This window comes from Streptomyces sp. NPDC033165 (genome assembly GCF_055577965.1).
Map to the genome: position 1 here is coordinate 666,023 of NZ_JBVIPK010000001.1, position 24,645 is coordinate 690,667.

The window sequence follows — 24,645 nt, forward strand, 5'->3', positions numbered from 1 at the left end:
CGTTCCGAGCCCAGGACCTGCGAAGGGCAGGACACCGTCCGATGCACATGACAGAGCCGGAAGAAGCCCGCGTCGAGGATGCGGGCAACGTCCTGGTCGCGCCTTCGATGCTGCAAGTCAAAGACACGATCAGGGACTTCTTCGGGTCCATAGTCACGCCGCAGGATCTGGCTTCCGGTTCGCCCGACCTCGCGCACAAGACCGTCTACCTGTGTGGCGACATATCCGGGATCAGCGAACGCCAACTGCGTTCGGCTGCCCGGGTATACGTCATCCGGGAGCTGTCACAGGTCGATCCCGAGGGCATCGCCGAACCGTGGGCCCTCGTCGGCCTCGGCCAAGTCCCTCTCCGCGTACACGGCGTGGGCGTGTACTACCGTCGCTTCTTCGAGCTGGATGCCGATCACTTCGGACGGATTCGTACGGAGCATGCGTTCCAGTCCCTGACGGAGTCCACCAAGCCGGGAACAGCTCATCGCAGCGGAATCTATCTGACGCCCGTCACGCGGGACGGTGACGAACTGCATTTCCGCCTGCTCCGGTGTTCGACGAACTTCTCGGGGCCGACCGAGACCTTCCGCCCGACCGACACACGCATCGTCGAGGCTCTGAACCGTGAGGCCGCCGCCGTCTTCCGGAACCAGGCACCGCTCAATCACGTTCTCGCCCAGATCTACCACAACACCCTTGCCACGCCTGAGCGCAAGCAGTCCAAGGCCAGGATCTCGTCCCATGCGGACAAGACCAAGGACATGCCCGTCAACGGCATCATGGCCTTCTGCACCTTCTATGAGGGGCTCGACAAGCTACAGCCCCTGACCGACGACGCCTTCGACTACGGCGTAAAGGGCGTCAGCGGGCTGACCCGACTCCACTTCCGCCTCAAGGAACCGGCCGGGGAAGGCAGCGGGCCCGCTCTTCCCTCCCGGTTCAGCGTGACTCTCCACCCCGGGTCGGTGTTCTTCATGCCGCTGTCCACCAACCGCCTGTACACACACGAGATCCGGCCATCGTCTCTGGACGCCGCATTGCTCCCGACCCGCCTGGGGTATGTGGTGCGCTGCTCGAACGCCGAAGCCGTTCACAAGAACGGCGACACGTTTCTCAAAGCGGCCGGGGGCCTGGTGAAGTTGGGGCCGCCCACACCCGACGGCATGGACGAGCTGCGCAGGCTGTACGCGGAGGAGAACAAGACGTCGTCCTTCATCGACTACGGCGATGATTTCCTCTTCAGCATGAACTCGGGAGACTATCTTGCCCCCCGCGCCTGAGATCTCGGACGAGATCCTTTCGTACGATCTGCCGGACCAGGAGAACCTCTTCGCGGAGCTGTCCGCATCGGCTCGCCTGGAAGACGTGGGGAAAGGCAGGAGGGGTGCCACGCTCACCAGGATCGGTGAAGCGGGCGGGGTGCCTCTCGTGCGTACCACCACTCGGTACAGCAACCCGGCGCAGCGTTTTCGTGCCGTGCATGAACGGCTGGCGCAGCAGATCCAAGAACGTGCGGCACTTCCCGTCGGCTTCAACAACGCTCTCATCGAGAGCTACACGAACGCCTACAGAACCATGGGGAGCCACTCCGACCAGGCCCTCGATCTGGCCGACGAGTCGTTTATCGCCGTCTTCTCCTGCTACCGGCGTCCCGAAGCAGGCCCGCCGAGGAAGCTGATCGTCGAGTCGAAGGAAGCGAATGGCGGGACGTTCGAGATCCCTCTCACCCACCACGGAATCGTCGCGTTCTCTGTCGAATCGAATCGGCGGCTCAAGCACAGAATCGTTCTGGACGCGCCCGCTCAGACGGCGGACAACCAGTGGCTGGGCGTCACGTTCCGCACGTCGAAGACCTTCGTCCGGTTTCGCGACGGCCATGCGTACCTCCCGCAGGGTGCGCGCCTCACGGCGGCCGACGATGAGCAGAGGCACGAGTTCTACCGACTGCGGCGCCACGAGAACACGGAAGTCGACTTCAGCTATCCCCTGCTGACGTACACCGTCAGCGAGAGCGACCTGATGCCGCCCGTCTGACCCCGCCCGTCGGTTTCGCCCGTCTGTTCGCGCCCGCCTCGCGGCCCCGGAAGAGACCCGGAAGCGACTCAGTCGAGGCAGAACTCGTTGCCCTCAATGTCCTGCATCACAATGCAGGACTCGTTCTCGCCGTCGGCACGCATCGTCCGCACATGTACCGCGCCGAGCGCGACCAGTCGTGCGCACTCGGCCTCAAGTGTGGCGAGCCGCTCCTCACCCACGAGCCCGATACCGGCCCGCACATCGAGATGCAGCCGGTTCTTGACGACCTTGCCTTCGGGAACTCGCTGGAAGAGAACGCGCGGACCCACACCGGAGGGATCAGTGCACGCGAAGTAGATCACCTCCTCCTCGGGCGGCAGCGAGCGGTGGTACTCCTCCCACGTGGCGAATCCCTCCGGGACCGCCGGTAGGACGTACCCCAGCACCTCACACCAGAAAGCGGCGAGGCGCGCAGGTTCAGCGCAGTCGAAAGTCACTTGAATCTGCTTGATCGTTGGCATCGGCGCACCCTACCAAGAGTGCTCCGCTGCCCCTTTCCCCAGGTGAAGCCCCATGCCGTCGAGATGCCGGCCCGCCCCCGCCGAAACCTGGTCCGGATCGGACACCAGGTGATCAAACCGAACAGGTCAGGCAAACGACGTATCCCTGGCGCGTAGTTGCGTGCCGAAGACCGGTTACAGGGAGCCCTGCGGGTCAGGCTGCTGCCCCGCGGAGCAGCAGCCTGACCGGTGGTCAGCTCGCCGTTTCCGTCAGCAGCTTCTCGTAGCCGACGAGGCGCACGCAGGCCGTGACGCCCGCGATGGCCTTTTCCAGCTCCTCGGGGGTGGGGTAGCTGGGCGCGATCCGGATCACCGCGTCGTCCGGGTCCTGGCCGTGGGGGTGGGTGGCGCCCGCGGGCGTGAGGACGATGCCCGCCTCGGCGGCCCGGCGCACCACCTCGCGGGCACAGCCGTCGAGGACCTTCAGGGTGATGAAGTAGCCGCCCTTGGGCTCGGTCCAGGTGGCGAGACCGGTGCCGCCCAGTTCGGCTTCGAGGAGGCGCAGGACGGCGTCGAACTTCGGGCGCAGCTTGGCGCGGTGGAGGTCCATGTGGGCGTGTACGCCCGCCTCGTCCTTGAGGAAGAGCGCGTGCCGCAGCTGGTTGACCTTGTCCGGGCCGATGGTGCGCTTGGCGAGGTTGCCGAGCAGCCAGGTGACGTTGTCCGGCGAGGCGCCGAAGAAGCCGACGCCGCTCCCGGCGAAGGTGATCTTGGAGGTGGAGCCGAAGACGAAGGCCCGGTCGGGGTGGCCCTGGCTCGCGCAGGCGGCGAGCAGGTCGGCGATCTCGACGCGCTCGTCGGTGAGGTGGTGCACCGCGTAGGCGTTGTCCCAGAAGATCCTGAAGTCCGCAGCGGCGGTGGGCATGGCGGCGAGCCGGGCGACGACCTCGTCGCTGTAGCTGATCCCGTCCGGGTTGCTGTACTTCGGAACGCACCAGATGCCCTTGACCGAGGCGTCCTCGGCCACGAGCCGCTCCACGGTGTCCATGTCCGGGCCCTGGTCGGTCATCGGGACCGGGATCATCTCGATACCGAGGCGTTCGCACACGCCGAAGTGCCGGTCGTACCCGGGTACGGGACAGAGGAAGGCGATGCGCTCCTCGTCCACCCAGCGGGAGGCGGCCCCCGGCATCACGCTCAGCATCGCGTGCACCAGGCTGTCGTGCATCAGCTCCAGGCTGGAGTTGCCCGCGGCCACCAGCTGCTCGACGGGGACCTGGAGCGGGCCGCTGAAGATCTCCCGCAGTTCGCGCAGGCCGTGGAGACCGCCGTAGTTGCGGGTGTCCACGGAATCGGCGCCGGTGTACGTGTCGCCCGGCAGGGAGAGCAGCGGTCCGGAAAGGTCGAGCTGGTCCGCGGCCGGCTTCCCGCGCGTGAGGTCGAGGGAGAGACCCCGCTTCACCAGCTCGGCATAGTCCTGCTGCGCGCGGTCTCGGTGGGCGGCCAGGGCGTCGGGGCTGGGCACGATGGGATTGATGGGGATCTCCTTCGCAGGCGAATACGCGGCGTACGGAAAGCGGCATACGAAAATATGACGTTGCCAGCACCTTACAAAGGTCCCACCGGCGGCCGGCTCCCCCGCCGGGTCGGCCCGCCTCGACTCCCCTTTCGCGGTGCCGAGTCGGCCCCTAAATCAGTTGTCCGGGATCAGGCCGTGACGTACTTTCCCGCTTGGCCCCAGGCGGTCTGGACCAATCCCGCCCGCGGTCCCCCGACGAGCTTGCCGATCTACCGCGACGGGAACCGATGACCGAGGAACAGACCCTCCGACCGCCGCGCGACACCCGGCCGGGGATCTTCTCCCTGCCGTACACGGCGGCGACGCTGACCTTCGCCGCCGTGATGTTCCTGACCGGCTTCGCGGCGCTGGCCGTGGTGCCCACCCTGCCCACGGCCGCCCGGGATCTGGCCGGGGTGTCCCTGTTCCCGCTGGTGGCTGGCAGCTTCGTGGCCGCCAGCCTGCTCGGTGGGGTACTGGGCGGGCACTGGGCTGACCGTTCCGGGGCCCGGCGTCCGCTGGCGCTGGGCATGATCCTCTCCGTGGTGACGCTGCTGGTGTCGGCGTCCAGCGGGTCGGTCTGGCAGCTGATCGTCGGCCGCTTCGTCGACGGTCTGGCGGCCGGGATGGTCGCGGTGTCGGTGACGACCGCCGTCGGCCAGTCGTATCCGGAGTATCTGCGGCCCAGGATGCTCGCGATGATGAGCGCGAGCTGGATCATCCCGTCCCTGGTCGGGCCACCGGTCGCCGGAGTCGTCGCCGAGGTGTGGTCCTGGCGTGCGGTCTTCTACGGCCTAGCCATGCTGACGGCCCTGCCCGCGATCGCCCTGGTGGCGGTCCTGCGCCGGGCCCCGGCGGACGACGGGGGTTCGGCTGCGGCGGACGACAGGGGGTCGGCCCCGGCGGACAAGAGGCATTCAGCACTGCCCGATGGCCTCCCACCCGCCGGGGAACGCGTCTCCCGGCCGCCGCTGCTGGTCGCGGCGATGCTCAGCCTCGGTGCGGCGCTCGGCCAGTACGGCGTCTCCGGGTGGGATGCGCGCCACCTGCTGTTCGTCGTCGCGGGCGTCGCGCTCCTGGTCGTCTTCGCGCCCCGCCTGCTGCCGCGGGGCACGTGGCGCAGCGCCCGCGGCCTGCCCACCGCGGTGCTGCTGCGCGGGCTGACCTCCGGTACGTACTTCACCGTCGAGGCGCTGGTACCCCTGATGCTGATCACCGAACGGCGGGTGGCCGCGGTGACGGTCGGTGTGGCCTTCACCGCCTCGGCGGTGCTGTGGGCGGGTGCGTCATGGGCGCAGGGGAAACTCCTCCAGCACATCGCCCGGCACCGTCTCGTCACGGTCGGCGCCCTGGTCATGGCGGCGTCCGTCGCCTTCGCCGTCGCGGGAAGCCTCGCCGGGCTGTCCCCGCTGCTCGCCCTGGTGGCCATGCCGCTGGCGGCGGTCGGTATGGGGATGCTCGACCCCTGCGTCACGGTGCTCTCGCTCTCCCACAGCGCCCCGGACCGGCTGGGCCACACCACCAGCGCCATGCAGACCAACATGAACCTCGGGCAGGTCGTCGTCCTGGCGTTCGCCACCGCCGCCCTCAACGCCGGACTGGCCGCCGGAACCGGTCGGCTCGGCGGCTACGCGATCACCTTCTCGCTCCTGCTCGTACCGACCCTGCTGGTCGCCGTCCTGGCGGTCCGCGCGCGCGACAACTGACGCGGAAGCTCAACGACCGACACGGAACCGGAGCCGCCCCCGGCGCCCCGCGGGCCCCCGTCGGACCGGTGACGCGGTCAGCCCGCCAACTCCCAGACCACCAGCTCCGCCGCCATCACGGCGACCGCTTCCAAGCCCGCCGCGTCCGTGATCCGGGCCGCGTCGCCGGGCCCCAGCTCCTCGCCGCCCAGGGCGACCCGGCCCCGCACCACGTGTACGTAACAGCGCACCGCGTCCGGGACGGCCGTGCGCTCGCCCCCGGTCAGGCGGCGGATGTGGAGCATCGCGCCCGCGGCGGGCAGCGCGTACGGAGTGGAGTCCGCGATACCGGGGACGACGGTGTACGAGGGTTCGCCGCCGGGCTCCAGGGGGGCCAGCCACATCTGGAGGAAGGTCAGCGGGTCCGTGCCGTCGTTGCGTTCGACGTGGCGGACCCCGGAGGCGGCGCTCAGGTGGGCCACGTCCCCGGCGCGGACGACCGTGGAGTGACCGGCCGAGTCGCGGTGGGTCAGCTCGCCCTCGACGACCCAGGTGACGATCTCCGTATGACTGTGCGGGTGCTCCTCGAAGCCCGCGCCCGGGGCGAGGCGCTCCTCGTTGCAGGCCAGAACCGGGCCGAAGCGGAGGTTGTCCGGGTCGTAGAAGGGGCCGAAGGAGAGGGCGTGCCGGGTGTCGATGCCGGCGGCCGCGTCGCCGCCCCGGTAGCGGTCCTCGGACCGGTGCACGGATATCACCCGGCCACGGTAGCCCGGGGAGCGCCCGCGCGGCTCCGGGCGGCGGGATCGGAAGGGCTGTGCGGTGCGGGGTGGGGCGGGGGGGGCGGGAGGTGCCGGGCACGGCGCGGGGACGGGACCACAGGGCACCGGCACCGGCACCGGCACCAGGCACGGGGCACGGGGCACGGAAACGGGACACAGGGCACAAGGCACTGGACACCGGGCATCGGGCACCGGGCATCGGGCACCGGGCACCGGCACAAGGCACCGGGCACCGGGCACCGGGCACCGGGCACCGGAGCACCCTCCCGGGATGCCCCGCCAGGTGTTCCCCTACCCACCGGTACGGAGCACCCTCGCCCCACCCCACCGATCCACCGGCCCGATAAGGCAGTCTTGTCCTCGTGCCCCGACCCGATCCTGAGCAGTCCGCCGCCCACGACGCCCACCTGCATGCCGCGACCCTGAAACGGCTGGAGCAGTCCTCCGGCCGGCTGGCCGCGAACGCGATTGCCCGTATGGACGAATCGCTGCCGTGGTACCGGGCGATGCCCCCGGAGAACCGGTCCTGGATCGGCCTGGTCGCCCAGGCCGGTATCGCCGCGTTCACCGAGTGGTTCCGGCATCCCGAGACTCCGCAGGCGATCTCGACCGATGTGTTCGGCACCGCCCCGCGCGAGCTGACCCGGGCGATCACGCTGCGGCAGACCGTGGAGATGGTGCGCACCACGATCGAGGTCATGGAGGCCGCGATCGAGGAGGTGGCCGCCCCCGGCGACGAGTCGGTGCTGCGGGAGGCGCTGCTCGTCTACGCGCGGGAGATCGCCTTCGCCACCGCCCAGGTCTACGCCCAGGCCGCCGAGGCCCGGGGTGCGTGGGACGCCCGGCTGGAGTCGCTCGTGGTGAACGCGGTGCTGTCCGGCGAGGCCGACGAGGGGGCCGTGTCCCGGGCCGCCGCGCTCGGCTGGAATTCGCCCGAGCACGTCTGCGTCGTCCTCGGCACCGCGCCCGACGGGGACAGCGAGCTGACCGTGGAGGCGATCCGGCGCGCCGCCCGGCACGCGAAGCTCCAGGTCCTCACCGGGGTCCTCGGCAACCGCCTGGTCGTCATCGCGGGCGGCAGCGACAACCCGCTCCAGGTCGCCAAGGGCCTGATCGGCCCGTACGCCGCCGGGCCGGTCGTCGCGGGGCCCGTCGTACCGGACCTGCTGGCGGCCACCCGGTCCGCGCAGGCCGCGGCCGCCGGGCTGAAGGCGTGCTCGGCGTGGCAGGACGCGCCGCGCCCGGTGCTGGCGGACGATCTTCTCCCCGAGCGCGCGATGGCCGGGGATCCGGCCGCACGGGACCAGTTGGTGGAGGAGATCTACAGACCGCTGGAGGAGGCCGGTTCTGCTCTTCTGGAAACGCTGAGTGTCTATCTGGAGCAGGCGAGCAGTCTGGAGGGGGCGGCACGGATGCTGTTCGTGCACCCCAACACCGTGCGCTACCGGCTGCGACGTGTGACCGACGTCACCGGATGGTCTCCTTCCGATGTGCGCTCCGCGTTCACGCTGCGGATCGCCCTGATCCTGGGGCGCTTGGCCGCTGCGGATCCCCAGTCCTAGACTTTTGTCGTACTCCAACAATTCCCCCGACGGTTCTTCGTCCCTGTCCCCACGGGCGTGCGGAGCCGTCCACAAGAGAGAGTGTGAGGGTGCTCGTACTCGTCGCTCCCGGCCAAGGCGCTCAGACGCCCGGCTTCCTGACTCCCTGGCTCGACCTCCCCGGTGCCGCCGACCGCATCGCGGCCTGGTCCGATGCCATCGGGCTCGACCTTGCCCACTACGGCACGCAGGCCGACGCGGACGAGATCCGCGACACGGCCGTGGCCCAGCCGCTCCTCGTGGCCGCCGGACTGCTCTCGGCAGCCGCCCTGGACGCCTCCCCGTCCGTCGTCGCGGGCCACAGCGTCGGTGAGATCACCGCCGCCTCGATCGCCGGCGTCATCGAGGACGAGGCCGCACTCCGCTTCGTCCGCACCCGGGGGCTCGGCATGGCCGAGGCCGCCGCGGTCACCGAGACCGGTATGGCGGCCCTCCTCGGCGGCGACCCCGCCGTGACCGTCCCGCACCTGGAGAAGCTCGGGCTGACCCCCGCCAACGTCAACGGCGGCGGCCAGATCGTCGCCGCGGGCACCGCGGCCCAGATCGCCGCCCTGGAGGCCGACAAGCCCGAGGGCGTGCGCCGGGTCGTCGCGCTGAAGGTGGCCGGTGCCTTCCACACGCACCACATGGCCCCGGCCGTGGAGAAGCTGCGCGCGGCCGTCGGCGACCTCACGGTCTCCGATCCGACCGTGACGTACGTCTCGAACGCCGACGGCCACACCGTGGCCACCGGCACCGAGGTCATCGCCCGGCTGGTCGGGCAGGTCGCCAACCCGGTCCGCTGGGACCTGTGCATGGAGACCTTCCAGGAGCTCGGCGTCACGGCGCTGGTCGAGCTGAGCCCCGGCGGCACCCTCACCGGGCTCGCCAAGCGGGCGCTGCCCGGTGTCAAGACGCTCGCGCTCAAGACCCCCGACGACCTCGACGCCGCCCGCGCGCTCATCTCCGAGCACGCAGGCGCCTAAGGAGCCCGAGCATGTCGAAGATCAAGCCCAGCAAGGGCGCCCCGTACGCGCGCATCCTCGGGGTCGGCGGCTACCGCCCGACCCGGGTCGTGCCGAACGAGGTGATCCTCGAAACGATCGACTCCTCCGACGAGTGGATCCGCTCCCGCTCCGGCATCGTCACCCGCCACTGGGCTTCCGAGGAGGAGACCGTGGCCGCGATGTCCATCGAGGCGTCGGGCAAGGCCATCGCCGACGCGGGCATCGATCCCGAGCAGATCGGCGCGGTCGTCGTCTCGACCGTCTCGCACTTCAAGCAGACCCCGGCCGTCGCCACGGAGATCGCCCACAGGATCGGCGCGGGCAAGCCCGCCGCCTTCGACATCTCGGCCGGCTGCGCGGGCTTCGGCTACGGCCTCACGCTCGCCAAGGGCATGGTCGTCGAGGGCTCGGCGGAGTACGTCCTCGTCATCGGCGTGGAGCGGCTCAGCGACCTGACCGACCTGGAGGACCGCGCGACGGCCTTCCTGTTCGGTGACGGCGCGGGCGCGGTCGTCGTCGGCCCCTCGCAGGAACCGGCCATCGGCCCGACCGTGTGGGGCTCCGAGGGCGACAAGTCCGAGACCATCAAGCAGACGGTGGGCTGGAACGACTTCCGCCTCGGCGATGTCTCCCAGCTGCCTCTCGACTCGAAGGGCGAGGTCAAGTTCCCGGCCATCACGCAGGAGGGCCAGGCGGTCTTCCGCTGGGCCGTCTACGAGATGGCGAAGGTCGCCCAGCAGGCGCTGGACGCGGCCGGGATCGCCCCGGAAGACCTGGACGTCTTCATTCCGCACCAGGCCAACATGCGGATCATCGACTCGATGGTGAAGACCCTGAAGCTGCCGGAACACGTCACGGTCGCGCGTGACATCGAGTCCACCGGCAACACGTCCGCCGCCTCGATCCCGCTCGCGATGGAGCGGCTCCTGGCGACCGGTCAGGCGAAGAGCGGCGACACCGCGCTCGTCATCGGCTTCGGGGCGGGTCTCGTCTACGCCGCGACGGTCGTTACCCTCCCCTAGGCACACCGGACCGTATCGGTCCGTATGCACGAACCCTGAAGAAACCCACCGAAGGAGCGCCAAGATGGCCGCCACGCAGGAAGAGATCGTCAACGGTCTCGCCGAGATCGTCAACGAGATCGCCGGTATCCCGGTCGAGGACGTCCAGCTGGACAAGTCCTTCACCGACGACCTGGACGTCGACTCGCTGTCCATGGTCGAGGTCGTCGTCGCCGCCGAGGAGCGCTTCGACGTGAAGATCCCCGACGAGGACGTCAAGAACCTCAAGACGGTCGGCGACGCCGCCGCCTACATCCTGAAGCACCAGGGCTGATCCCAGCCCGGCTGTGTCGCCACCCGGCGGTGGCGCCGCTGATTCACGACCCTCTACACGTGGAGAAGATTTTCCAGTGAACTCGACCAATCGCACCGTGGTCGTCACCGGTATCGGCGCAACCACTCCGCTGGGTGGCGACTCCGCATCGACCTGGGAAGGTCTGATGGCCGGCCGGTCCGGCGTCAAGCCTCTCGAAGGTGAGCGCTTCGCCGAACTGCCTGTCCGGATCGCCGCCCTCGCGGCCGTCGACCCGGGCGACGTACTTCCCCGTCCGCTGGCCCGCAAGCTGGACCGCTCGGCGCAGTTCGCGCTGATCGCGGCCCGCGAGGCATGGGCGGACGCGGGCTACACCGGCAAGGCCGGTGACGAGGACGAGACCATCCGCCCCGAGCGTCTCGGCTCGGTCATCGCCTCCGGCATCGGCGGCGTGACCACCCTGCTCGACCAGTACGACGTGCTCAAGGAGAAGGGCGTACGCCGCGTCTCCCCGCACACCGTTCCCATGCTCATGCCCAACAGCCCGGCGGCCAACGTCGGCCTGGAGGTCAACGCCCAGGCCGGTGTCCACACCCCGGTCTCCGCGTGCGCCTCGGGCGCCGAGGCCATCGGCTACGCCGTCGAGATGATCCGTACCGGCCGGGCCGACGTGGTCGTCGCCGGAGGTACCGAAGCGGCCATCCACCCGCTGCCGATCGCCGCGTTCGCCAACATGATGGCGATGTCCAAGAGCAACGACGAGCCCGAGAAGGCCTCGCGCCCGTACGACACCGGCCGGGACGGCTTCGTCCTCGGCGAGGGCGCGGGCGTCGTCGTCCTGGAGTCCGCCGAGCACGCGGCCAAGCGTGGCGCGCGGGTCTACTGCGAGGTGCTGGGCCAGGGCCTGTCGGCCGACGCCCACCACATCGCGCAGCCCGAGCCCACCGGGCGGGGCATCGCCGCCGCGATGCAGAACCTGCTGGACTCCAGCGACCTCAAGCCGTCCGAGGTGGTCCACCTCAATGCCCACGCCACGTCGACCCCGCAGGGTGACGTCGCGGAGATCAAGGCGCTGCGCAGGGTGCTGGGCGACGATCTCGACCATGTCGCCATCTCCGCGACGAAGTCGATGACGGGGCATCTGCTCGGCGGCGCGGGCGGCATCGAGACGGTGGCCACCGTACTCGCGCTGCACCACCGGGTCGCTCCGCCGACGATCAACGTCGACGAGCTGGACGAGGAGGTCGACGCGGACATCGTGCGCGGGGAGCCGCGGGCGCTGCCCGAGGGGCCGATCGCGGCGATCAACAACTCGTTCGGGTTCGGCGGTCACAACGTGGTACTGGCGTTCCGGTCCGTCTGAAGCCTTGCACAGTGAAGACAGAGTGAAGCCCGCTTCCCGGGGTCCCGGGAGGCGGGCTTCGTCGTTCTTCGGGGCTCCGGGAAACTAGACGACCTGGTGCAGCCAGCGGACCGGGGCTCCCTCGCCCGCGTGGCGGAAGGACTCCAGCTCGTCGTCCCACGGCTTGCCCAGGAGGGAGGCGATCTCCACCTCCAGGTCGCTCTCCCCGCGCGTCGAGCGGGCCAGGGCGGCGCGCAGCCGGTCCTCGGGGATCAGGATGTCGCCGTGCATGCCGGTGACGGCGTGGAAGATGCCGAGGCCGGGGGTGGAGCTGTAGCGCTCGCCCTCGGCGGTGGGGCAGGGCTCCGCGGTCACCTCGAAGCGCAGCAGATCCCAGCCGCGCAGGGCGGAGGCGAGCTGCGAGGCGGTGCCTGCCCGGCCCTTCCAGGAGAATTCGGACCGCCAGGTGCCGGGCGCGGCCGGCTGTCTGATCCAGTCCAGCTGGACCCGCACACCGAGGACGCCCGCCACTGCCCACTCGACATGTGGGCACAGCGCGCGCGGTGCGGAGTGAACGTACAGGACTCCACGTGTCGTCACCGGAACCTCCCGTGTGGGACGAGGTACGCCTTCCCCAGCGGCCTCGCGCCCGTACCGCCTCTTTCCGGCCGGCTCCCGAGGTTGTCATCAGTAAACAGCATCGGGAGTTAATCTCCTGAAAAGGGACAGTATGTGACGTGACGTAATGTACCGGAGCCACCCGTGTGTACGCGGGCGGGCGGAGCACCACTGGTTCGACGGGGAAAAGCTACCGTGCGCCGGGGCCGTCCGTGTGACGTACCGTCGGTCCTGGGCCCCTGATTCGCCCAGCTTCACCCGGCAGGGCGCGCACGCCTCCGACCTGGGGACGCGGAGCGTGCCGGGGGCATGTCCAGAGGCATAAGCCAGGGGTGACCGGAGGGGAAGTGCGAATGGCGGAGCGTGCGACACGCCCTCGGATGCGCAGGGCCGCCGCCGCGCTGACGGCGCTCTCGTGCGTCGGCGTGGCCGCGCTGGCCGGGTGCGGCGGTGGCGGCCAGGACCACGGTGTGTCACGGAACGCGCCCGCCGCCCCGCGCAGTGCCGCGCCGTCCCCCTCTCCCACGCCCACCACACCGGACTGGAATCCGCGGCCTGGGTCGGTCGCGGCCGTCGGGGACTCCATCACCCGGGGGTTCGACGCCTGTTCGGTGCTGGCGGACTGCCCCGAGGTGTCGTGGGCGACCGGGAGCGACAGTTCGGTGCGGAGTCTCGCGGTCCGGCTGCTCGGGGCGTCGAAGGCGGCGGACCGCAGCTGGAACCACGCCGTGTCGGGGGCCCGGATGGTGCAGCTGCCCGAGCAGATGGCGCTGGCGGCGAAGGAGCGGCCGGAGCTGGTCACGGTGATGATGGGCGCGAACGACGCCTGCCGGGAATCGGTGCGGCTGATGACACCCGTGGCGGACTTCCGGGCCTCGTTCGAGGCGTCGATGCGTCAGCTGCGGGCCGGGGCGCCGAAGGCGCAGGTGTACGTCTCCAGCGTGCCGGATCTGAAGCGGCTCTGGTCGACCGGGCGGACGAACGAGATGGGCCGGAAGATCTGGGACCTCGGGATCTGCCAGTCCATGCTGGCCGACGCGGACGACCTGGGGCCCGCGGCGGTGGCCCGGCGGAACGCGGTGCGGAAGCGGGTCGTGGCGTACAACGAGGTGCTGCGGGAGGTCTGCGCGAAGGACCGGTACTGCCGGTACGACGGCGGGGCGGTGTTCGGCTTCCGCTTCACGCGTACGCAGCTCAGCCCGTGGGACTGGTTCCACCCGAGCCGCGACGGTCAGGCCCGGCTGGCGGAGATGGCCTACCGCAACATCACGGCCGCGGAACCGCCCGCGTAGGGCCGGTCTCCCTGACCACCGGCACCGGAACAGCCGCCTCCGCCGAATCCTTCGGCGCTCTCGCGGACGGGTAGCCCGTGCGCCGGTGGACGCGGCCTCGGTGCCGACGGGGGCGCCCCGGCGGCCGGGACGACGAGCCGGGGCTCCAGCTCCACACGGCCGGCCACTTCGACGGGCGGCCGTCACGACGTACGGGTTCGGCGTGCGCCGACGACCGCGAGACGGCGCCGACCGGTGGCGCGAACCCGCACTCCGCCTTCACTATGGGTAGCGTGACGTGCCCGTCGGCGACCGAAGGTGGTTGATCATGGCCGTGGAGCGGAGGCCCGGCGATACGGCGGTGGACGCGGACCCTGCCCCGATCCGCAGGACGCCGCCCGCCCCGGGCCCGGCCACTCCCGTCTCACCGGTCAATTCCCACAACGAGTGGGACCCTCTGGAGGAGATCATCGTCGGGCGCCTCGACGATGCGACGATCCCTTCCAGCCATCCCGTGGTGTCCTGCAACATCCCGCCCTGGGCGGCCCGCCTCCAGGGGCTCGCCGCCGGCCGGAAGTATCCGCGCCGGCTGATCGAGCCGGCGCGGGAGGAGCTGGACGGGTTCGTCGAACTCCTTCGGACACTCGGCATCACCGTCGTCCGCCCCGACCCGGTCGACCACCGGCGGCGCTTCGCGACCCCCGACTGGTCCTCGCGCGGCTTCTGCAACACCTGCCCGCGCGACAGCATGCTGGTCGTCGGCGACGAGATCATCGAGACCCCGATGGCGTGGCCGTGCCGCTATTTCGAGACGCACTCCTATCGCCGGATCCTCAAGGACTACTTCCGGCGCGGGGCCCGCTGGACGGCCGCGCCGAAACCGGAGCTGACGGACGAGCTGTTCGAGAAGGAGTTCCGGACCCCTGCGGCCGACGAACCCATGCGCTACATCCTCACCGAGTTCGAGCCGGTCTTCGACGCGGCGGACTTCGTCCGGGCGGGGCGCGATCTGTTCGTGACGCGCAGCAATGTCACCAACGCCATGGGCATCGAGTGGCTGCGCCGCCACCTCGGTCCCGGCTACCGCATCCACGAGATCGAGAGCCGCTGCCGTACGCCCATGCACATCGACACGACGTTCCTCGTGCTCGCGCCCGGCAAGGCGCTGGTCAACCCGGAGTACATCGACGCCGACCGGCTGCCCGCCGTGCTGGACTCCTGGGACATCCTGGTGGCTCCCGAGCCCGATCCCATCGACGAGCGGCTGCTGAGGATGACCTCCCTGTGCGGCCGGTGGCTCAGCATGAACATGCTCATGGTCGACGAGACGCGGGTCATCGCGGAGCGGCACCACACCGGGATGCTGCGGGCGCTCGAAGGGTGGGGATTCGAGCCGATCCCCTGCGACCTGCTGCACTACGCGCCGTTCGGCGGCTCCTTCCACTGCGCGACGCTCGATGTGCGGCGGCGCGGGACGCTGGAGTGCTATTTCGACTGATCCGCCGTGATCTCGACCGTGGTGGTCGCACGGACGTCGGTGAGGGACCGGGCCGCCTGGAGCTCGTAGGTCCCCGGGACGGCCCTCCAGCCGTTCTCGGACTCCTCCCAGGTCTCGTACGCGCGGGGCTCGACGGGGATCGTGACCTCGACGCTCTCGCCGGGGGCGGCGGTGACCCGGGCGAACCCGGCCAGCCAGCGGGCGGGGCGTTCGGGGGCGTCGGCGGCGGTTCCGGGGGCCAGGTAGATCTGGACGGTGTCGCTGCCGGGGCGGGGGCCGGTGTTGCGGACGCGGACGGTGACCGCCTCGGGGGTGGCCGAGACGGCGTCGTACTCCCAGGTGGTGTAGCCGAGCCCGTGGCCGAAGGCGTACGCGGGGGCCGTGCCCGCCTTCTCCCAGGCGCGGTAGCCGATGAAGACACCCTCGGTGTACGGGAGTTCGCCGTTCACCGGGGTGGTGGCGGTGACCGGGGCGTCGGCCAGGGTGACGGGCCAGGTGGTGGGCAGGCGGCCGCCGGGCTCGTGCGCGCCGAGCAGCACGTCGGCGAGCGCGTGCCCCGCCTCCTGGCCGGGGAACCAGCTGAGCAGGACGGCGGCGACCTCGTTCCGCCAGGGCAGCTCCACCGGGGAACCGGAGTTGACGACGACGACCGTACGGGGGTTGGCGGCGGCGACCGCGTGGACGAGGGCGTCCTGGTGACCGGGGAGCTTCAGGTCGGTGCGGTCGAAGCCCTCGGACTCGACGTGCTCCGTGGTGCCGACGACCACGATCGCGGTGTCGGCGGCGCGGGCCGCCCCGACGGCCTCGGCGATCAGTTCGTCGGGGTCGCGCTGGGGGGAGAGGTGGACGAGGCAGCAGGAGACGCCCTTGAACGCGTGGCCGGGGACCGGGACCGGGTGGTGGGTCAGGGAGACCTCGACGGGCTCGCCGGCGCTCAGGGCGATGCGGCCGCGCTCGACGGGTCCGCTGAAGAACGCGCCCAGCGGGTCGGTGCCGGGGGCGCGGTCCTGGGTGCCGTCGTGGAGGGTGCGGCCCGCGACGGTGAGCGTGAACCCTCCGAAGCCCCGCGTGCCGAAGGCGTGCTCGCCGCTCTCACGCGGAGTGAACGTGCCGGTGACCTCGACGCTGTGCAGGGTCTCGTGGGTGACCCCGTCGGGCAGGTCGGCCCCGATCCACTGGATCTGCCCGGTGGGCAGGGGGACGGTGGCGAGGACGGCTCCGGAGGCGTCGCGGCAGACGGCTCCGAGGTCGAACCCGGCCCCGGCGATGGAGAGTTCGCTGCTGGGGTCGGCGCCGACGGCGTAGGTCAGGGCACCCTCGGGGAGGGCGGCGGTGAGTCCGTCGAGCGGGGAGACGACGTGGTCGGGGAAGACGAGCGCGGAACCGCCGCCGAGCACCCGGGCGTCCCGGGCCAGCGCCCCGATCAGCGCGACGGAGCCGCCGGGCGCGAGCGGCAGGGCCCCGGCCTCGTTGCGGGCGAGCACGAAGGAGCGGCGGGCGATCTCGCGGGCCAGCGCCGCGCCGTCGAGGGGCGCGGGCAGCTCGGCGGGGGCCACGGCGGGCGGGGCGGAGTCCAGGGCGCCGACGCGGGCGGCGAGCAGCAGGATGTTGCGTACGGCGAGGTCGACGATCTTCTCGTCCACCTCCCCGGCGTGTACGGCGGTGGCGAGCGCCTCGCCGTAGACCGTGCGCGGGCCGGGCATGGCCGCGTCCAGCCCGCCGGTGATGGCCCCGGCGGTGGAACGGGCGGCGAGCCAGTCGGAGACGATGAAGCCGTCGAAGCCCCATTCACCGCGCAGGACGGCGTTCTGGAGGTAGCGGTGCTCGGTCATGGTCGAGCCGTTGACCTGGTTGTAGGCGGCCATGACGCCCCAGGGGTGGGCGTTCCTGACGATCCGCTCGAAGGGAGCGAGGTAGAGCTCGCGCAGGGGGCGCGGGGCGACGATGTTGTTGACGGTGAAGCGGTCGGTCTCGGCGTCGTTGGCGACGAAGTGCTTGACGGTGGCGCCGACTCCGCCGTCCTGGACGCCCCGGACGTAACCGGTGCCGATCTCGCCGGTGAGGTACGGGTCCTCGCTGTACGCCTCGAAGTGGCGGCCGCCGAGCGGGCTGCGGTGCAGGTTGACGGTCGGGGCGAGCAGCACGTGGACGCCCTTGCGGCGGGCCTCCTGGGCGAGCAGCCGACCGGCGCGGCGGGCCAGCTCCGGGTCCCAGGCGGCGGCGAGCGCGGTGGGCGAGGGCAGCGCGACCGAGGGGTCGGCGGCGGTCCAGCGCACACCCCGGACCCCGATCGGGCCGTCCGACATCACCAGCGAGCTCAGGCCGATCGCGGGCAGGGCGGGCAGCGACCACAGGTCCTGACCGGCCAGGAGGCGGGCCTTGTCGTCGAGGGAGAGGGCAGCGAGCGCCGCATCGACGGCTTCCCGGCGGCGGGCATCGGAGTTGCTGGTGCTGGACGCGGCTGCCACGGCCGTACCTCCTGGTCGAGTCCGATGGTGGTCTCCATGGTGACTCGGCAACCGGTAGCCCAGTAGGTTTTGTTATGTTTTCGTTATGATGTCGCGTGTGGGGGCCCGGTGATGACGTACGGTCCTGCTGACGGGCTCCGGCGTGGGGCCTGGCAGCACGGAAGGGGCCAGCGATGGCACGGGCCAGGAGCGAGGAGCGGCGGGCCGGCATCCTGAACGCCACCCTCGAAGTGATCGCCGAGCGCGGCTACCGGGGTGCGACGCTGAGCGCGGTCGCCGAGCGGGTGGGCCTGAGCCAGCAGGGGCTGCTGCACTACTTCCCGACCAAGGAGGCGCTGCTGGTCGCGGTGCTGGCGGACCGGGACCGCTGGGACACCGGCGGCGGCCCCCGCGAGGAGGGTTCCTGGCGTCTGGACCTGCTGGGCTCACTGGTGGAGTACAACGCGATGCGCCCCGGGATCGTGCAGACCTTCTCGGCACTGCTGGGCGAGAGCGTGACGGAGGACCACCCGGCCCGGGACTTCTTCACCCGCCGCTACACCCAGGTCCGGGCCGCCATGGCGGCGACACTGCGCGCGGAGTACGGCGAGACGCTGCCGGGCGGGCTGAGCCCGGAGCGGGCGGCGGTGCTGCTGGTGGCCGTGATGGACGGGCTCCAGTACCAGTGGCTGCTGGACCCGGAGGCGGTGGACATGCCGGAGGCGTTCGCGGACTTCCTGGCACTGTTGCGCGCTCAGCCGCCCAAGTCACCCAAGTCGCCCAAGTCACCCGGGAAGAATGCCGACTTGAGCTGACCAGGGTACCGCAGAACCGCCAGATCAAGATCATCAAGTGCCCCCTGAGAGTGATTCATCGGGGTCCTGGCGCGTTCCATGCGACGGCACCGCCCGCTGGGGGTCAGGGTGATCACCATGCACTTCACCCCTGCCGAACCCTCCCCTGCCCTGCCGTCCCGCCGTTCGGTGATCGCCGGGACCGCCGCCGGCGCCGCTTCCCTCACCGCGGCCGCGGTGAGCGCCGCACCGGCCCGTGCGGCCGCGGCGACCCCCGCGCCCGCACCCGTCTCGGACTGGGACGCCTGTCTGGCTGTTGCCCGCGCCATCCTCGTGTACGACGACAACGACGAGCCGCTGGTGCCCGGTTACCGCGATGTCCTGCTCGGCTCGGGCCTGCCGCGCACCGGCAAGGACCGCAAGAAGGTCCTCGTCGTCGGAGCGGGTCCGGCCGGACTGACCGCCGCGCACCTGCTGCGCCGGGCCGGACACACGGTCACCGTCATCGAGGCCAACGGCAACCGGGTCGGCGGCCGGATCAAGACCTTCCGCAAGGGCGGCCACGAGAACGCCGAGGCCGCCTTCGCCGACCCGAAGCAGTACGCCGAGGCCGGCGCCATGCGCATCCCGGACAGCCATCCGCTGGTCACGGAGCTGATCGACAGCTTCGGCCTGAAGCGCCGCCGCTTCCACCTGGTCGATGTGGACGCCGACGGCAAGCCCGCGGGCCGCACCTGGATCCACGTCAACGGCGTCCGGGTCCGCCGCGCCGACTACGTGGAGAAGCCGCAGGCGGTCAACCGGTCCTTCGGCGTACCGGCGGAGTTCGAGGACAAGCCCGCCTCGCAGATCGTCCGGGAGGCCCTCGCCCCCGCGCGCGCGAAGATCACGGGCAAGGAGGGCTCCGAGCTGGTCAAGGGCTGGGCGGAGGTGATCCGGGACTACGGGCACTGGTCGATGTTCCGCTTCCTGACCGAGGAGGCCGGGCTCGACGAACGTACCGTCGACCTCATCGGCACGGTCGAGAACATGACCTCACGGCTCCATCTCGCCTTTGTGCACAGCTTCATCGGGGCCTCGCTGATCAGCCCCGACACCGCGTTCTTCGAGCTGCCCGACGGCACGGCCACCTTGGTGGACGCGATGTACGAGCGGGTCGAGGACCTGGTGCGGCTGGACCGCCGGGCCACCCGGATCAGCCACGGGCCGGACGGGGTCAGCATCGAGACCGTCTCCGAGGGGCGCGGCGCCCCAGTGGTGCGGGAGACGTTCACCGGGGACCGGGCCATCGTCACGGTCCCCTTCTCGGGGCTGCGCCACATCCCGGTCCTGCCCGCCATGTCGTACGGCAAGCGCCGGGCGGTCACCGAGATCCACTACGACGCGGCGACCAAGGTGCTGCTCGAATTCAGCCTGCGCTGGTGGGAGTTGTCCGAGGAGGAGTGGAAGGAGCAGCTCGACGCCGTACGCCCCGGGCTCTACGACGACTACCGGCTCGGCCGCGCCCCGGCGGACGGTTCGCTGCTCGGCTCGCACCCCTCCGTCCCGGACGGGCACATCCCGGCCGACCAGCGTGTGCACTACGCGGCCTGCCGGGCGACGGCCCGGGACCAGCCGGAGGCCGCCCGGGTCATCGGCGGCGGTTCGGTGACCGACAACGCCAACCGCTTCATGTTCCAGCCCTCCTACCCGGTCGAGGGCAGCACGGGCGGTGTCGTGCTCGCCTCGTACAGCTGGGCCGACGACGCGCTGAAGTGGGACTCCCTGGACGACGACGAGCGCTACCCGCGGGCTCTGGGCGGGATGCAGGACGTGTACGGGCAGCGCATCGAGGTCTTCTACACGGGTGTCGGGCGTACCCAGTCCTGGATGCGTGACCCGTACGCGTACGGCGAGGCGTCCGTTCTCCTGCCCGGTCAGCACACCGAGCTGTTCCGCGATGTCCGCACGGTCGAGGGGCCGTTGCACTTCGGGGGCTGCCACACCTCGATCAAGCCCGCCTGGATCGAGGGGGCGCTGGAGTCGGCGGTCCGTACCGCGCTGGAGGTCCACAGCGCCTGAGCGCGGGCCCGGTCCCGCCCGCTCACACCCGCTCACACCCGTCGCGGCGTCTCGGCGTGTCAGTGGGCGGGAACCGGCTCCGTCACCGGGTCGACCAGGTCGCGGGCGAGGAGGGTGGCCCCGGCGACGGCCCCCGGCATGAGGAACACCGCGACGAACGGGACCAGGAACGAGAGGGTGAGCGGGACCCCGAAGCCGAGGACCAGCAGCCGGCGGGTGCGCAGCAGCCCGAGCCGCTCCTTCAGGGCGAACCCCCGGCGCTGGAGTGCCACTCCGGTCAGCTCCTGGGCCAGGAAGTAGCCGGAGACGCAGAAGCCGATCGCGGGCACGACGGTCTGCCCGACGACCGGGATGAAACCGCAGGCGAAGAGGGCGATCCCGTACAGGGCGACGCGCAGCAGGATGCGGACGGAGTCACGGGCGGAGATCAACAGCTCGCGCCAGAGCGGCAGCCCGGACTCGGGGACCTCGCCGCCCTCGCTGCGGTCGACCTCCTCGGACAGCGAGTCGTAGAAGGGCTGGCCGAGCAGGAGCGTGACGGCGGTGAACGTGATCACCGCGAGGAACAGGCCGAGGACGAAGACGAGCGCGGTCAGCCCGGTGCGCAGCAGTCCCTGCCAGGGCGAGGACCAGGCGTCGGCGAACGGGGTGGCCCAGGCGACGAAGTCGTCGGCGCCGTGACCGAGTCCGATGAGGGCCCCGGCGTAGATGACCAGGGTGATGAGTCCGGGCAACAGGCCGAATCCGAGCCAACGCCCATTCTGAACAGCCCAGCGCTGCCCCTTCATCAGATAGCCGAAACCCGCCCCCAGATCACTCATGGGTGTCAGCGTACTGGCGTGCGGGAACGGGACGAGGACCGCTCCCCGGGACGGGGTGCGGTCCTCGTGCGAAGTTCTTGCCCGGTCAGGCGACCGCGAGCTCGACCTTGATGTTTCCGCGAGTGGCGGACGAGTAGGGGCAGACCTGGTGGGCCTTCTCCACGAGCGCCTGGGCGGTGGCCCGGTCGACGTTCGGGATGGAGGCGGCGATCGCGACCTCCAGGCCGAAGCCGCCCGCCTCGTTCTTGCCTATGCCGACCGAGGCGGTCACCGTCGAGCCGGAGATGTCGGCGTTCTCCTGGCGGGCGACGACACCCAGCGCTCCCTGGAAGCAGGCGCTGTAACCGGCCGCGAAGAGCTGCTCCGGGTTGGTGCCCGCACCGCTGCCGCCGAGGGCCTTCGGCGGGTTGACGACGACGTCGAGCTGACCGTCGTCCGAGGAGACGCGGCCGTCGCGGCCGTTCTCGGCGGTGGCGACGGCGGTGTAGGCGACGTCGATCTTCTGGATGGTCATGATGTGAGGATTCCTCCGGTTGGTGCGCCCCGACTCGCGCCCACGATCGCGACGGCCTGGGGATGAGCCTAACGGGTGACATCCCCGGGCCGGACGTGGGCCGGACCGCACCGGGCGTGGATCGGACCGCACGGGACGTGGGCCGGACCGCACCGGGCGTGGATCGGGCCGGACCGCGCCGACGTGGGTCAGGCGAGCGAGACGATCATCTTGCCGGTGTTCTCGCCGCGCAGCAGGCCGACGAAGGCGTCGTAGCCGTTCTCGATGCCCTCGACCGCCGTCTCGCGGTACTTCAGCTCGCCCGAGGCCAGCCAGCCCGCGACCTCCTGGACGAACCGCTCCTGGAGGTCGGCGTGGTCGCTGACGAGCAGGCCCTGGATGCGCAGCCGCTTGCCGATGATCAGCGCCATGTTGCGCGGGCCGGGGGTCGGCTCGGTGGCGTTGTACTGGGCGATCATGCCGCAGACGGCGGCGCGGCCGTGCACGTTGAGCGAGCCGATCGCGGCTTCGAGGTGGTCGCCGCCGACGTTGTCGAAGTAGACGTCGATGCCGTCGGGGGCGGCTTCCGCGAGCTGGTCGCGGACGGGCCCGTTCTTGTAGTTGAACGCGGCGTCGAAGCCGTACTCCTCGACGAGGAGCTTGACCTTCTCGTCGGAGCCCGCCGAGCCGATGACCCGGGAGGCGCCCTTGATCTTCGCGAGCTGGCCGACCTGGCTGCCGACGGCCCCGGCGGCGCCCGAGACGAAGACCGCGTCGCCCTCCTTGAAGGAGGCCACCTCGAACAGGCCCGCGTAGGCGGTGAGTCCGGGCATGCCGAGCACGCCGAGGTAGGCGGAGAGCGGGGCGAGGCCGGCGTCGACCTTCACCGCGTGCTTCGCGGGCAGGTCGGCGATCTCGCGCCAGCCGAGGCCGTGCAGGACGTGGTCGCCGACGGCGAAGCCCTCGGCGCTGGAGGCGATGACCTCGCCGACCGCGCCGCCGTCCATGGGGTGGTCGAGCTTGAAGGGCGGGGTGTACGACTTCACGTCGTTCATCCGGCCGCGCATGTACGGGTCGACCGAGAAGTGCTTGTTGCGGACGAGGATGCGCCCTTCGGCCGGAGCGGCGACCGCGGCCTCACGCAGCGCGAAGTCCTCGGCCTTGGGCCAGCCGTGCGGGCGGGCGACGAGGTGCCATTCGCGGCTGGTCGTGGGAAGTGCAGCAGACATGGGCTCGGGTTCTCCTCAATGTCCTACGGGGAAACTACGGGGAAGGTCTACCGGTACGGGGAACACCCACCGGAAAAGGTTCATTACCTGAAACAACCATGCTCCTGGATATTTCATGTTGTCAAGTAACTCGGTAGGCTGTTCTCCATGACCAACCGCACAGACACCGTGACCCTTGAGGTCGTCGAGCTCATCGGCACCGTCGTGGCGCGCTACCACGAGGAGTACGACCGGGCCGCCGCCGAGCACGCCCTCACGGGGGCGCAGGCACGGGTGCTCGGGCTGCTCTCGCTGGAGCCCCTGCCGATGCGGAAGATCGCCCTCAAGCTGAAGTGCGAACCGTCGAACGTGACCGGGATCATCGACCGGCTGGAGACCCGGGGACTGGTCGAGCGCAGGCCCGATCCGGCCGACCGTCGCGTGAAGCTGGCCGCCGCGACGGATCAGGGCAGGCGTACGGCCCGGGAGCTGCGGGACGCGCTGGACTTCGCCCGGGAGCCGCTGGCCGGGCTCTCCGGCACCGAGCGCACGGTACTGCGGGACCTGCTGCGCCGGATGCTGGGCGAGGAGCCGGGCCCCGGCGCCTGATCACTCCCGCCCGGCCCCGCCACCGGCTGTCGGCGCCTGGCGCCGCTACACGCACCACCAGAGGAAACGGGTGCAGGTCGGGGACGGCGTGGGGGCGGGTGTCGGCTCAGCCGGCGGAGGCGGCGGGGACGCGGGGGCCGTCGTCGGCTCCTCCGGGGCGCCGGGGGCGGGCGAGTCGGCGGGCGGGCTGTCGGACGGCTCGGGCGCACCGGACTCCTCGGGGTCCGGGGAGGCGGCGGGCGGAGTCGTCCCGGACGCTTCGGGGCTCGGCGGCTTCGCCGGGGCGTCACCGGGGGCGCCCGTCGGTGAGGCGTCCGCAGCGGGAGCCTCGGTCGTGCCCGTGCGGGTGCCGACCGGGCCGGGATCGCGGGGCTCTTCGGTGGCCGGGGGCTCGGGCACCGGCTCGGTGGGACCGCCCGGCGCCTCGCGTACGTAGTCGGCGGCGGTGTTGTCGTGCCCGGGCCCCCGGGCCAGTCCGGCCAGGCTCAGCACGCCCGCCGCGAGGAGCAGCCCGAGGGCGGCGAGCAGCACGGTCCGGCCGCGTCGGCGGTGGAGGCCCCCACTGCCCCGGCTCCCCCGACCGGACCCGGCGCGACGCTGCCCGCGCCGGTCCTCGCGGCGCCGTCCGCGTGCGGGGTCGGCAGGGCGGTGAGCGGCCCCGGCATGATCGGCCTCGTCGGTCCGGTGCCACGCGGTGGCGGCCGTCTCGCGCACGGACTCGCACTCGCGTCCCTGCCCGGTCTCGCGTCCGCGCGTACGGGGGCGTCTGCGGCGGCCGGCGGGCGCGGACGTCGGCGCAGCCGTTTCGTCCGGTACGTACGCGGTGGGCCCGGGCACGGCGTAGGGGCCCAGTGCCTCGGCGGGAGTCCCGCACCCGGCGCAGGCCAGGGCTCCGTTGAGATGCCGTCGGCACGGGTGGCAGTAATCCATGGCGCCCGCAGGTTAGACGTGCGCGGATCAACGAAGGAAGCCGAGCAGGTGAGGATCCTGTGAGGAAGACCGGATTCCGGGGCGGGGCGGTCCGATACGCCTGACACGCGGGAGGATGGGCCA

22 protein-coding genes are annotated in these 24,645 nt (G+C 71.2%); 13 read left to right on the forward strand and 9 right to left on the reverse strand.

Annotated features, from left to right (window positions below; all coding sequences use genetic code 11):
- The first annotated feature begins 41 nt into the window (after positions 1 to 41).
- Entirely contained in the window at positions 42 to 1,271 is a 1,230-nt protein-coding gene (locus tag ACZ5WC_RS03230) for a hypothetical protein (RefSeq protein ID WP_468539217.1), read from the forward strand.
- On the forward strand, positions 1,255 to 2,025 hold the full coding sequence (locus ACZ5WC_RS03235) for a hypothetical protein (RefSeq protein ID WP_468539218.1): 771 nt from the start codon (positions 1,255 to 1,257) through the stop codon (positions 2,023 to 2,025). Before ACZ5WC_RS03230 ends, ACZ5WC_RS03235 begins: the two co-directional genes overlap by 17 nt.
- A 68-nt stretch (positions 2,026 to 2,093) precedes the next feature.
- Here ACZ5WC_RS03235 and ACZ5WC_RS03240 read toward each other — a convergent pair whose 3' ends face one another.
- Both ACZ5WC_RS03240 and ACZ5WC_RS03245 read right to left on the reverse strand, forming a co-directional pair.
- Positions 2,094 to 2,528: a VOC family protein gene (locus tag ACZ5WC_RS03240; RefSeq protein WP_468539219.1), complete on the reverse strand. Its 435-nt coding sequence runs from the start codon at positions 2,526 to 2,528 to the stop codon at positions 2,094 to 2,096.
- 232 nt (positions 2,529 to 2,760) lie between these two features.
- On the reverse strand, positions 2,761 to 4,032 hold the full coding sequence (locus tag ACZ5WC_RS03245; protein WP_468539220.1) for an aspartate aminotransferase type Ic: 1,272 nt from the start codon (positions 4,030 to 4,032) through the stop codon (positions 2,761 to 2,763).
- A 281-nt stretch (positions 4,033 to 4,313) separates the two neighbouring features.
- Between ACZ5WC_RS03245 and ACZ5WC_RS03250 the strand changes: the two genes are divergently transcribed.
- Positions 4,314 to 5,771: an MFS transporter gene (locus tag ACZ5WC_RS03250; RefSeq protein WP_468539221.1), complete on the forward strand. Its 1,458-nt coding sequence runs from the start codon at positions 4,314 to 4,316 to the stop codon at positions 5,769 to 5,771.
- A 77-nt stretch (positions 5,772 to 5,848) separates the two neighbouring features.
- On the opposite strand, the gene ACZ5WC_RS03255 is transcribed toward ACZ5WC_RS03250, so the two are convergent.
- Positions 5,849 to 6,505, reverse strand: a complete 657-nt coding sequence (locus tag ACZ5WC_RS03255; protein ID WP_468539222.1) for a pirin family protein — start codon at positions 6,503 to 6,505, stop codon at positions 5,849 to 5,851.
- A 386-nt stretch (positions 6,506 to 6,891) separates the two neighbouring features.
- On the opposite strand from ACZ5WC_RS03255, the gene ACZ5WC_RS03260 reads away from it, so the two are divergent.
- From ACZ5WC_RS03260 to fabF, 5 genes are all read left to right on the forward strand, one after another.
- Positions 6,892 to 8,091 (forward strand): PucR family transcriptional regulator, encoded by a 1,200-nt coding sequence (locus tag ACZ5WC_RS03260; RefSeq protein ID WP_096623153.1) that lies wholly within the window; start codon positions 6,892 to 6,894, stop codon positions 8,089 to 8,091.
- A gap of 89 nt (positions 8,092 to 8,180) precedes the next feature.
- A complete protein-coding gene (locus ACZ5WC_RS03265) occupies positions 8,181 to 9,095 on the forward strand; it encodes an ACP S-malonyltransferase (RefSeq protein ID WP_468539223.1) in 915 nt (304 codons plus the stop codon).
- An 11-nt stretch (positions 9,096 to 9,106) separates the two neighbouring features.
- Entirely contained in the window at positions 9,107 to 10,138 is a 1,032-nt protein-coding gene (locus ACZ5WC_RS03270; protein ID WP_311119409.1) for a ketoacyl-ACP synthase III, read from the forward strand.
- Positions 10,139 to 10,202: 64 nt separating this feature from the next.
- Complete coding sequence (locus ACZ5WC_RS03275; protein WP_096623159.1) at positions 10,203 to 10,451, forward strand: acyl carrier protein; 249 nt, start codon at positions 10,203 to 10,205, stop codon at positions 10,449 to 10,451.
- Between the two features lie 76 nt (positions 10,452 to 10,527).
- Positions 10,528 to 11,793 carry a beta-ketoacyl-ACP synthase II gene (gene fabF, locus ACZ5WC_RS03280; protein ID WP_096623161.1) on the forward strand — a complete coding sequence of 422 codons (1,266 nt, stop codon included), beginning with the start codon at positions 10,528 to 10,530 and terminating at the stop codon, positions 11,791 to 11,793.
- 84 nt (positions 11,794 to 11,877) lie between these two features.
- Here the strand turns inward: fabF and ACZ5WC_RS03285 are convergent, their stop codons facing one another.
- Positions 11,878 to 12,372 carry a DUF3145 domain-containing protein gene (locus tag ACZ5WC_RS03285; RefSeq protein ID WP_015608304.1) on the reverse strand — a complete coding sequence of 165 codons (495 nt, stop codon included), beginning with the start codon at positions 12,370 to 12,372 and terminating at the stop codon, positions 11,878 to 11,880.
- A gap of 398 nt (positions 12,373 to 12,770) precedes the next feature.
- On the opposite strand from ACZ5WC_RS03285, the gene ACZ5WC_RS03290 reads away from it, so the two are divergent.
- The gene (locus ACZ5WC_RS03290) at positions 12,771 to 13,682 is read left to right on the forward strand and encodes an SGNH/GDSL hydrolase family protein (protein WP_468539224.1); all 912 of its coding nucleotides are present in this window, start codon (positions 12,771 to 12,773) and stop codon (positions 13,680 to 13,682) included.
- A gap of 307 nt (positions 13,683 to 13,989) precedes the next feature.
- On the forward strand, positions 13,990 to 15,159 hold the full coding sequence (locus tag ACZ5WC_RS03295; RefSeq protein ID WP_468539225.1) for an amidinotransferase: 1,170 nt from the start codon (positions 13,990 to 13,992) through the stop codon (positions 15,157 to 15,159).
- On the opposite strand, the gene ACZ5WC_RS03300 is transcribed toward ACZ5WC_RS03295, so the two are convergent.
- Entirely contained in the window at positions 15,147 to 17,627 is a 2,481-nt protein-coding gene (locus ACZ5WC_RS03300) for a glycoside hydrolase family 3 protein (protein WP_468539226.1), read from the reverse strand. The two genes, ACZ5WC_RS03295 and ACZ5WC_RS03300, sit on opposite strands and share 13 nt — an antisense overlap.
- A gap of 173 nt (positions 17,628 to 17,800) precedes the next feature.
- Here ACZ5WC_RS03300 and ACZ5WC_RS03305 point away from each other — a divergent pair, with 173 nt between their 5' ends.
- Both ACZ5WC_RS03305 and ACZ5WC_RS03310 read left to right on the forward strand, forming a co-directional pair.
- Positions 17,801 to 18,421: a TetR/AcrR family transcriptional regulator gene (locus tag ACZ5WC_RS03305; protein ID WP_468539227.1), complete on the forward strand. Its 621-nt coding sequence runs from the start codon at positions 17,801 to 17,803 to the stop codon at positions 18,419 to 18,421.
- A gap of 117 nt (positions 18,422 to 18,538) precedes the next feature.
- Positions 18,539 to 20,461, forward strand: coding sequence for a flavin monoamine oxidase family protein (locus tag ACZ5WC_RS03310; RefSeq protein WP_468539228.1), 1,923 nt, complete (start codon positions 18,539 to 18,541; stop codon positions 20,459 to 20,461).
- A gap of 59 nt (positions 20,462 to 20,520) precedes the next feature.
- Here ACZ5WC_RS03310 and ACZ5WC_RS03315 read toward each other — a convergent pair whose 3' ends face one another.
- From ACZ5WC_RS03315 to ACZ5WC_RS03325, 3 genes are all read right to left on the reverse strand, one after another.
- Positions 20,521 to 21,282: an EI24 domain-containing protein gene (locus ACZ5WC_RS03315; RefSeq protein WP_468539229.1), complete on the reverse strand. Its 762-nt coding sequence runs from the start codon at positions 21,280 to 21,282 to the stop codon at positions 20,521 to 20,523.
- A gap of 85 nt (positions 21,283 to 21,367) precedes the next feature.
- Positions 21,368 to 21,796 (reverse strand): organic hydroperoxide resistance protein, encoded by a 429-nt coding sequence (locus tag ACZ5WC_RS03320; RefSeq protein WP_468539230.1) that lies wholly within the window; start codon positions 21,794 to 21,796, stop codon positions 21,368 to 21,370.
- 188 nt (positions 21,797 to 21,984) lie between these two features.
- On the reverse strand, positions 21,985 to 23,004 hold the full coding sequence (locus ACZ5WC_RS03325; protein ID WP_468539231.1) for an NADP-dependent oxidoreductase: 1,020 nt from the start codon (positions 23,002 to 23,004) through the stop codon (positions 21,985 to 21,987).
- Between the two features lie 147 nt (positions 23,005 to 23,151).
- Here ACZ5WC_RS03325 and ACZ5WC_RS03330 point away from each other — a divergent pair, with 147 nt between their 5' ends.
- Positions 23,152 to 23,592 (forward strand): MarR family winged helix-turn-helix transcriptional regulator, encoded by a 441-nt coding sequence (locus tag ACZ5WC_RS03330; RefSeq protein ID WP_096623179.1) that lies wholly within the window; start codon positions 23,152 to 23,154, stop codon positions 23,590 to 23,592.
- 45 nt (positions 23,593 to 23,637) lie between these two features.
- Here ACZ5WC_RS03330 and ACZ5WC_RS03335 read toward each other — a convergent pair whose 3' ends face one another.
- Positions 23,638 to 24,522: an SCO2400 family protein gene (locus ACZ5WC_RS03335; protein WP_468539232.1), complete on the reverse strand. Its 885-nt coding sequence runs from the start codon at positions 24,520 to 24,522 to the stop codon at positions 23,638 to 23,640.
- Positions 24,523 to 24,645: the final 123 nt, after the last annotated feature.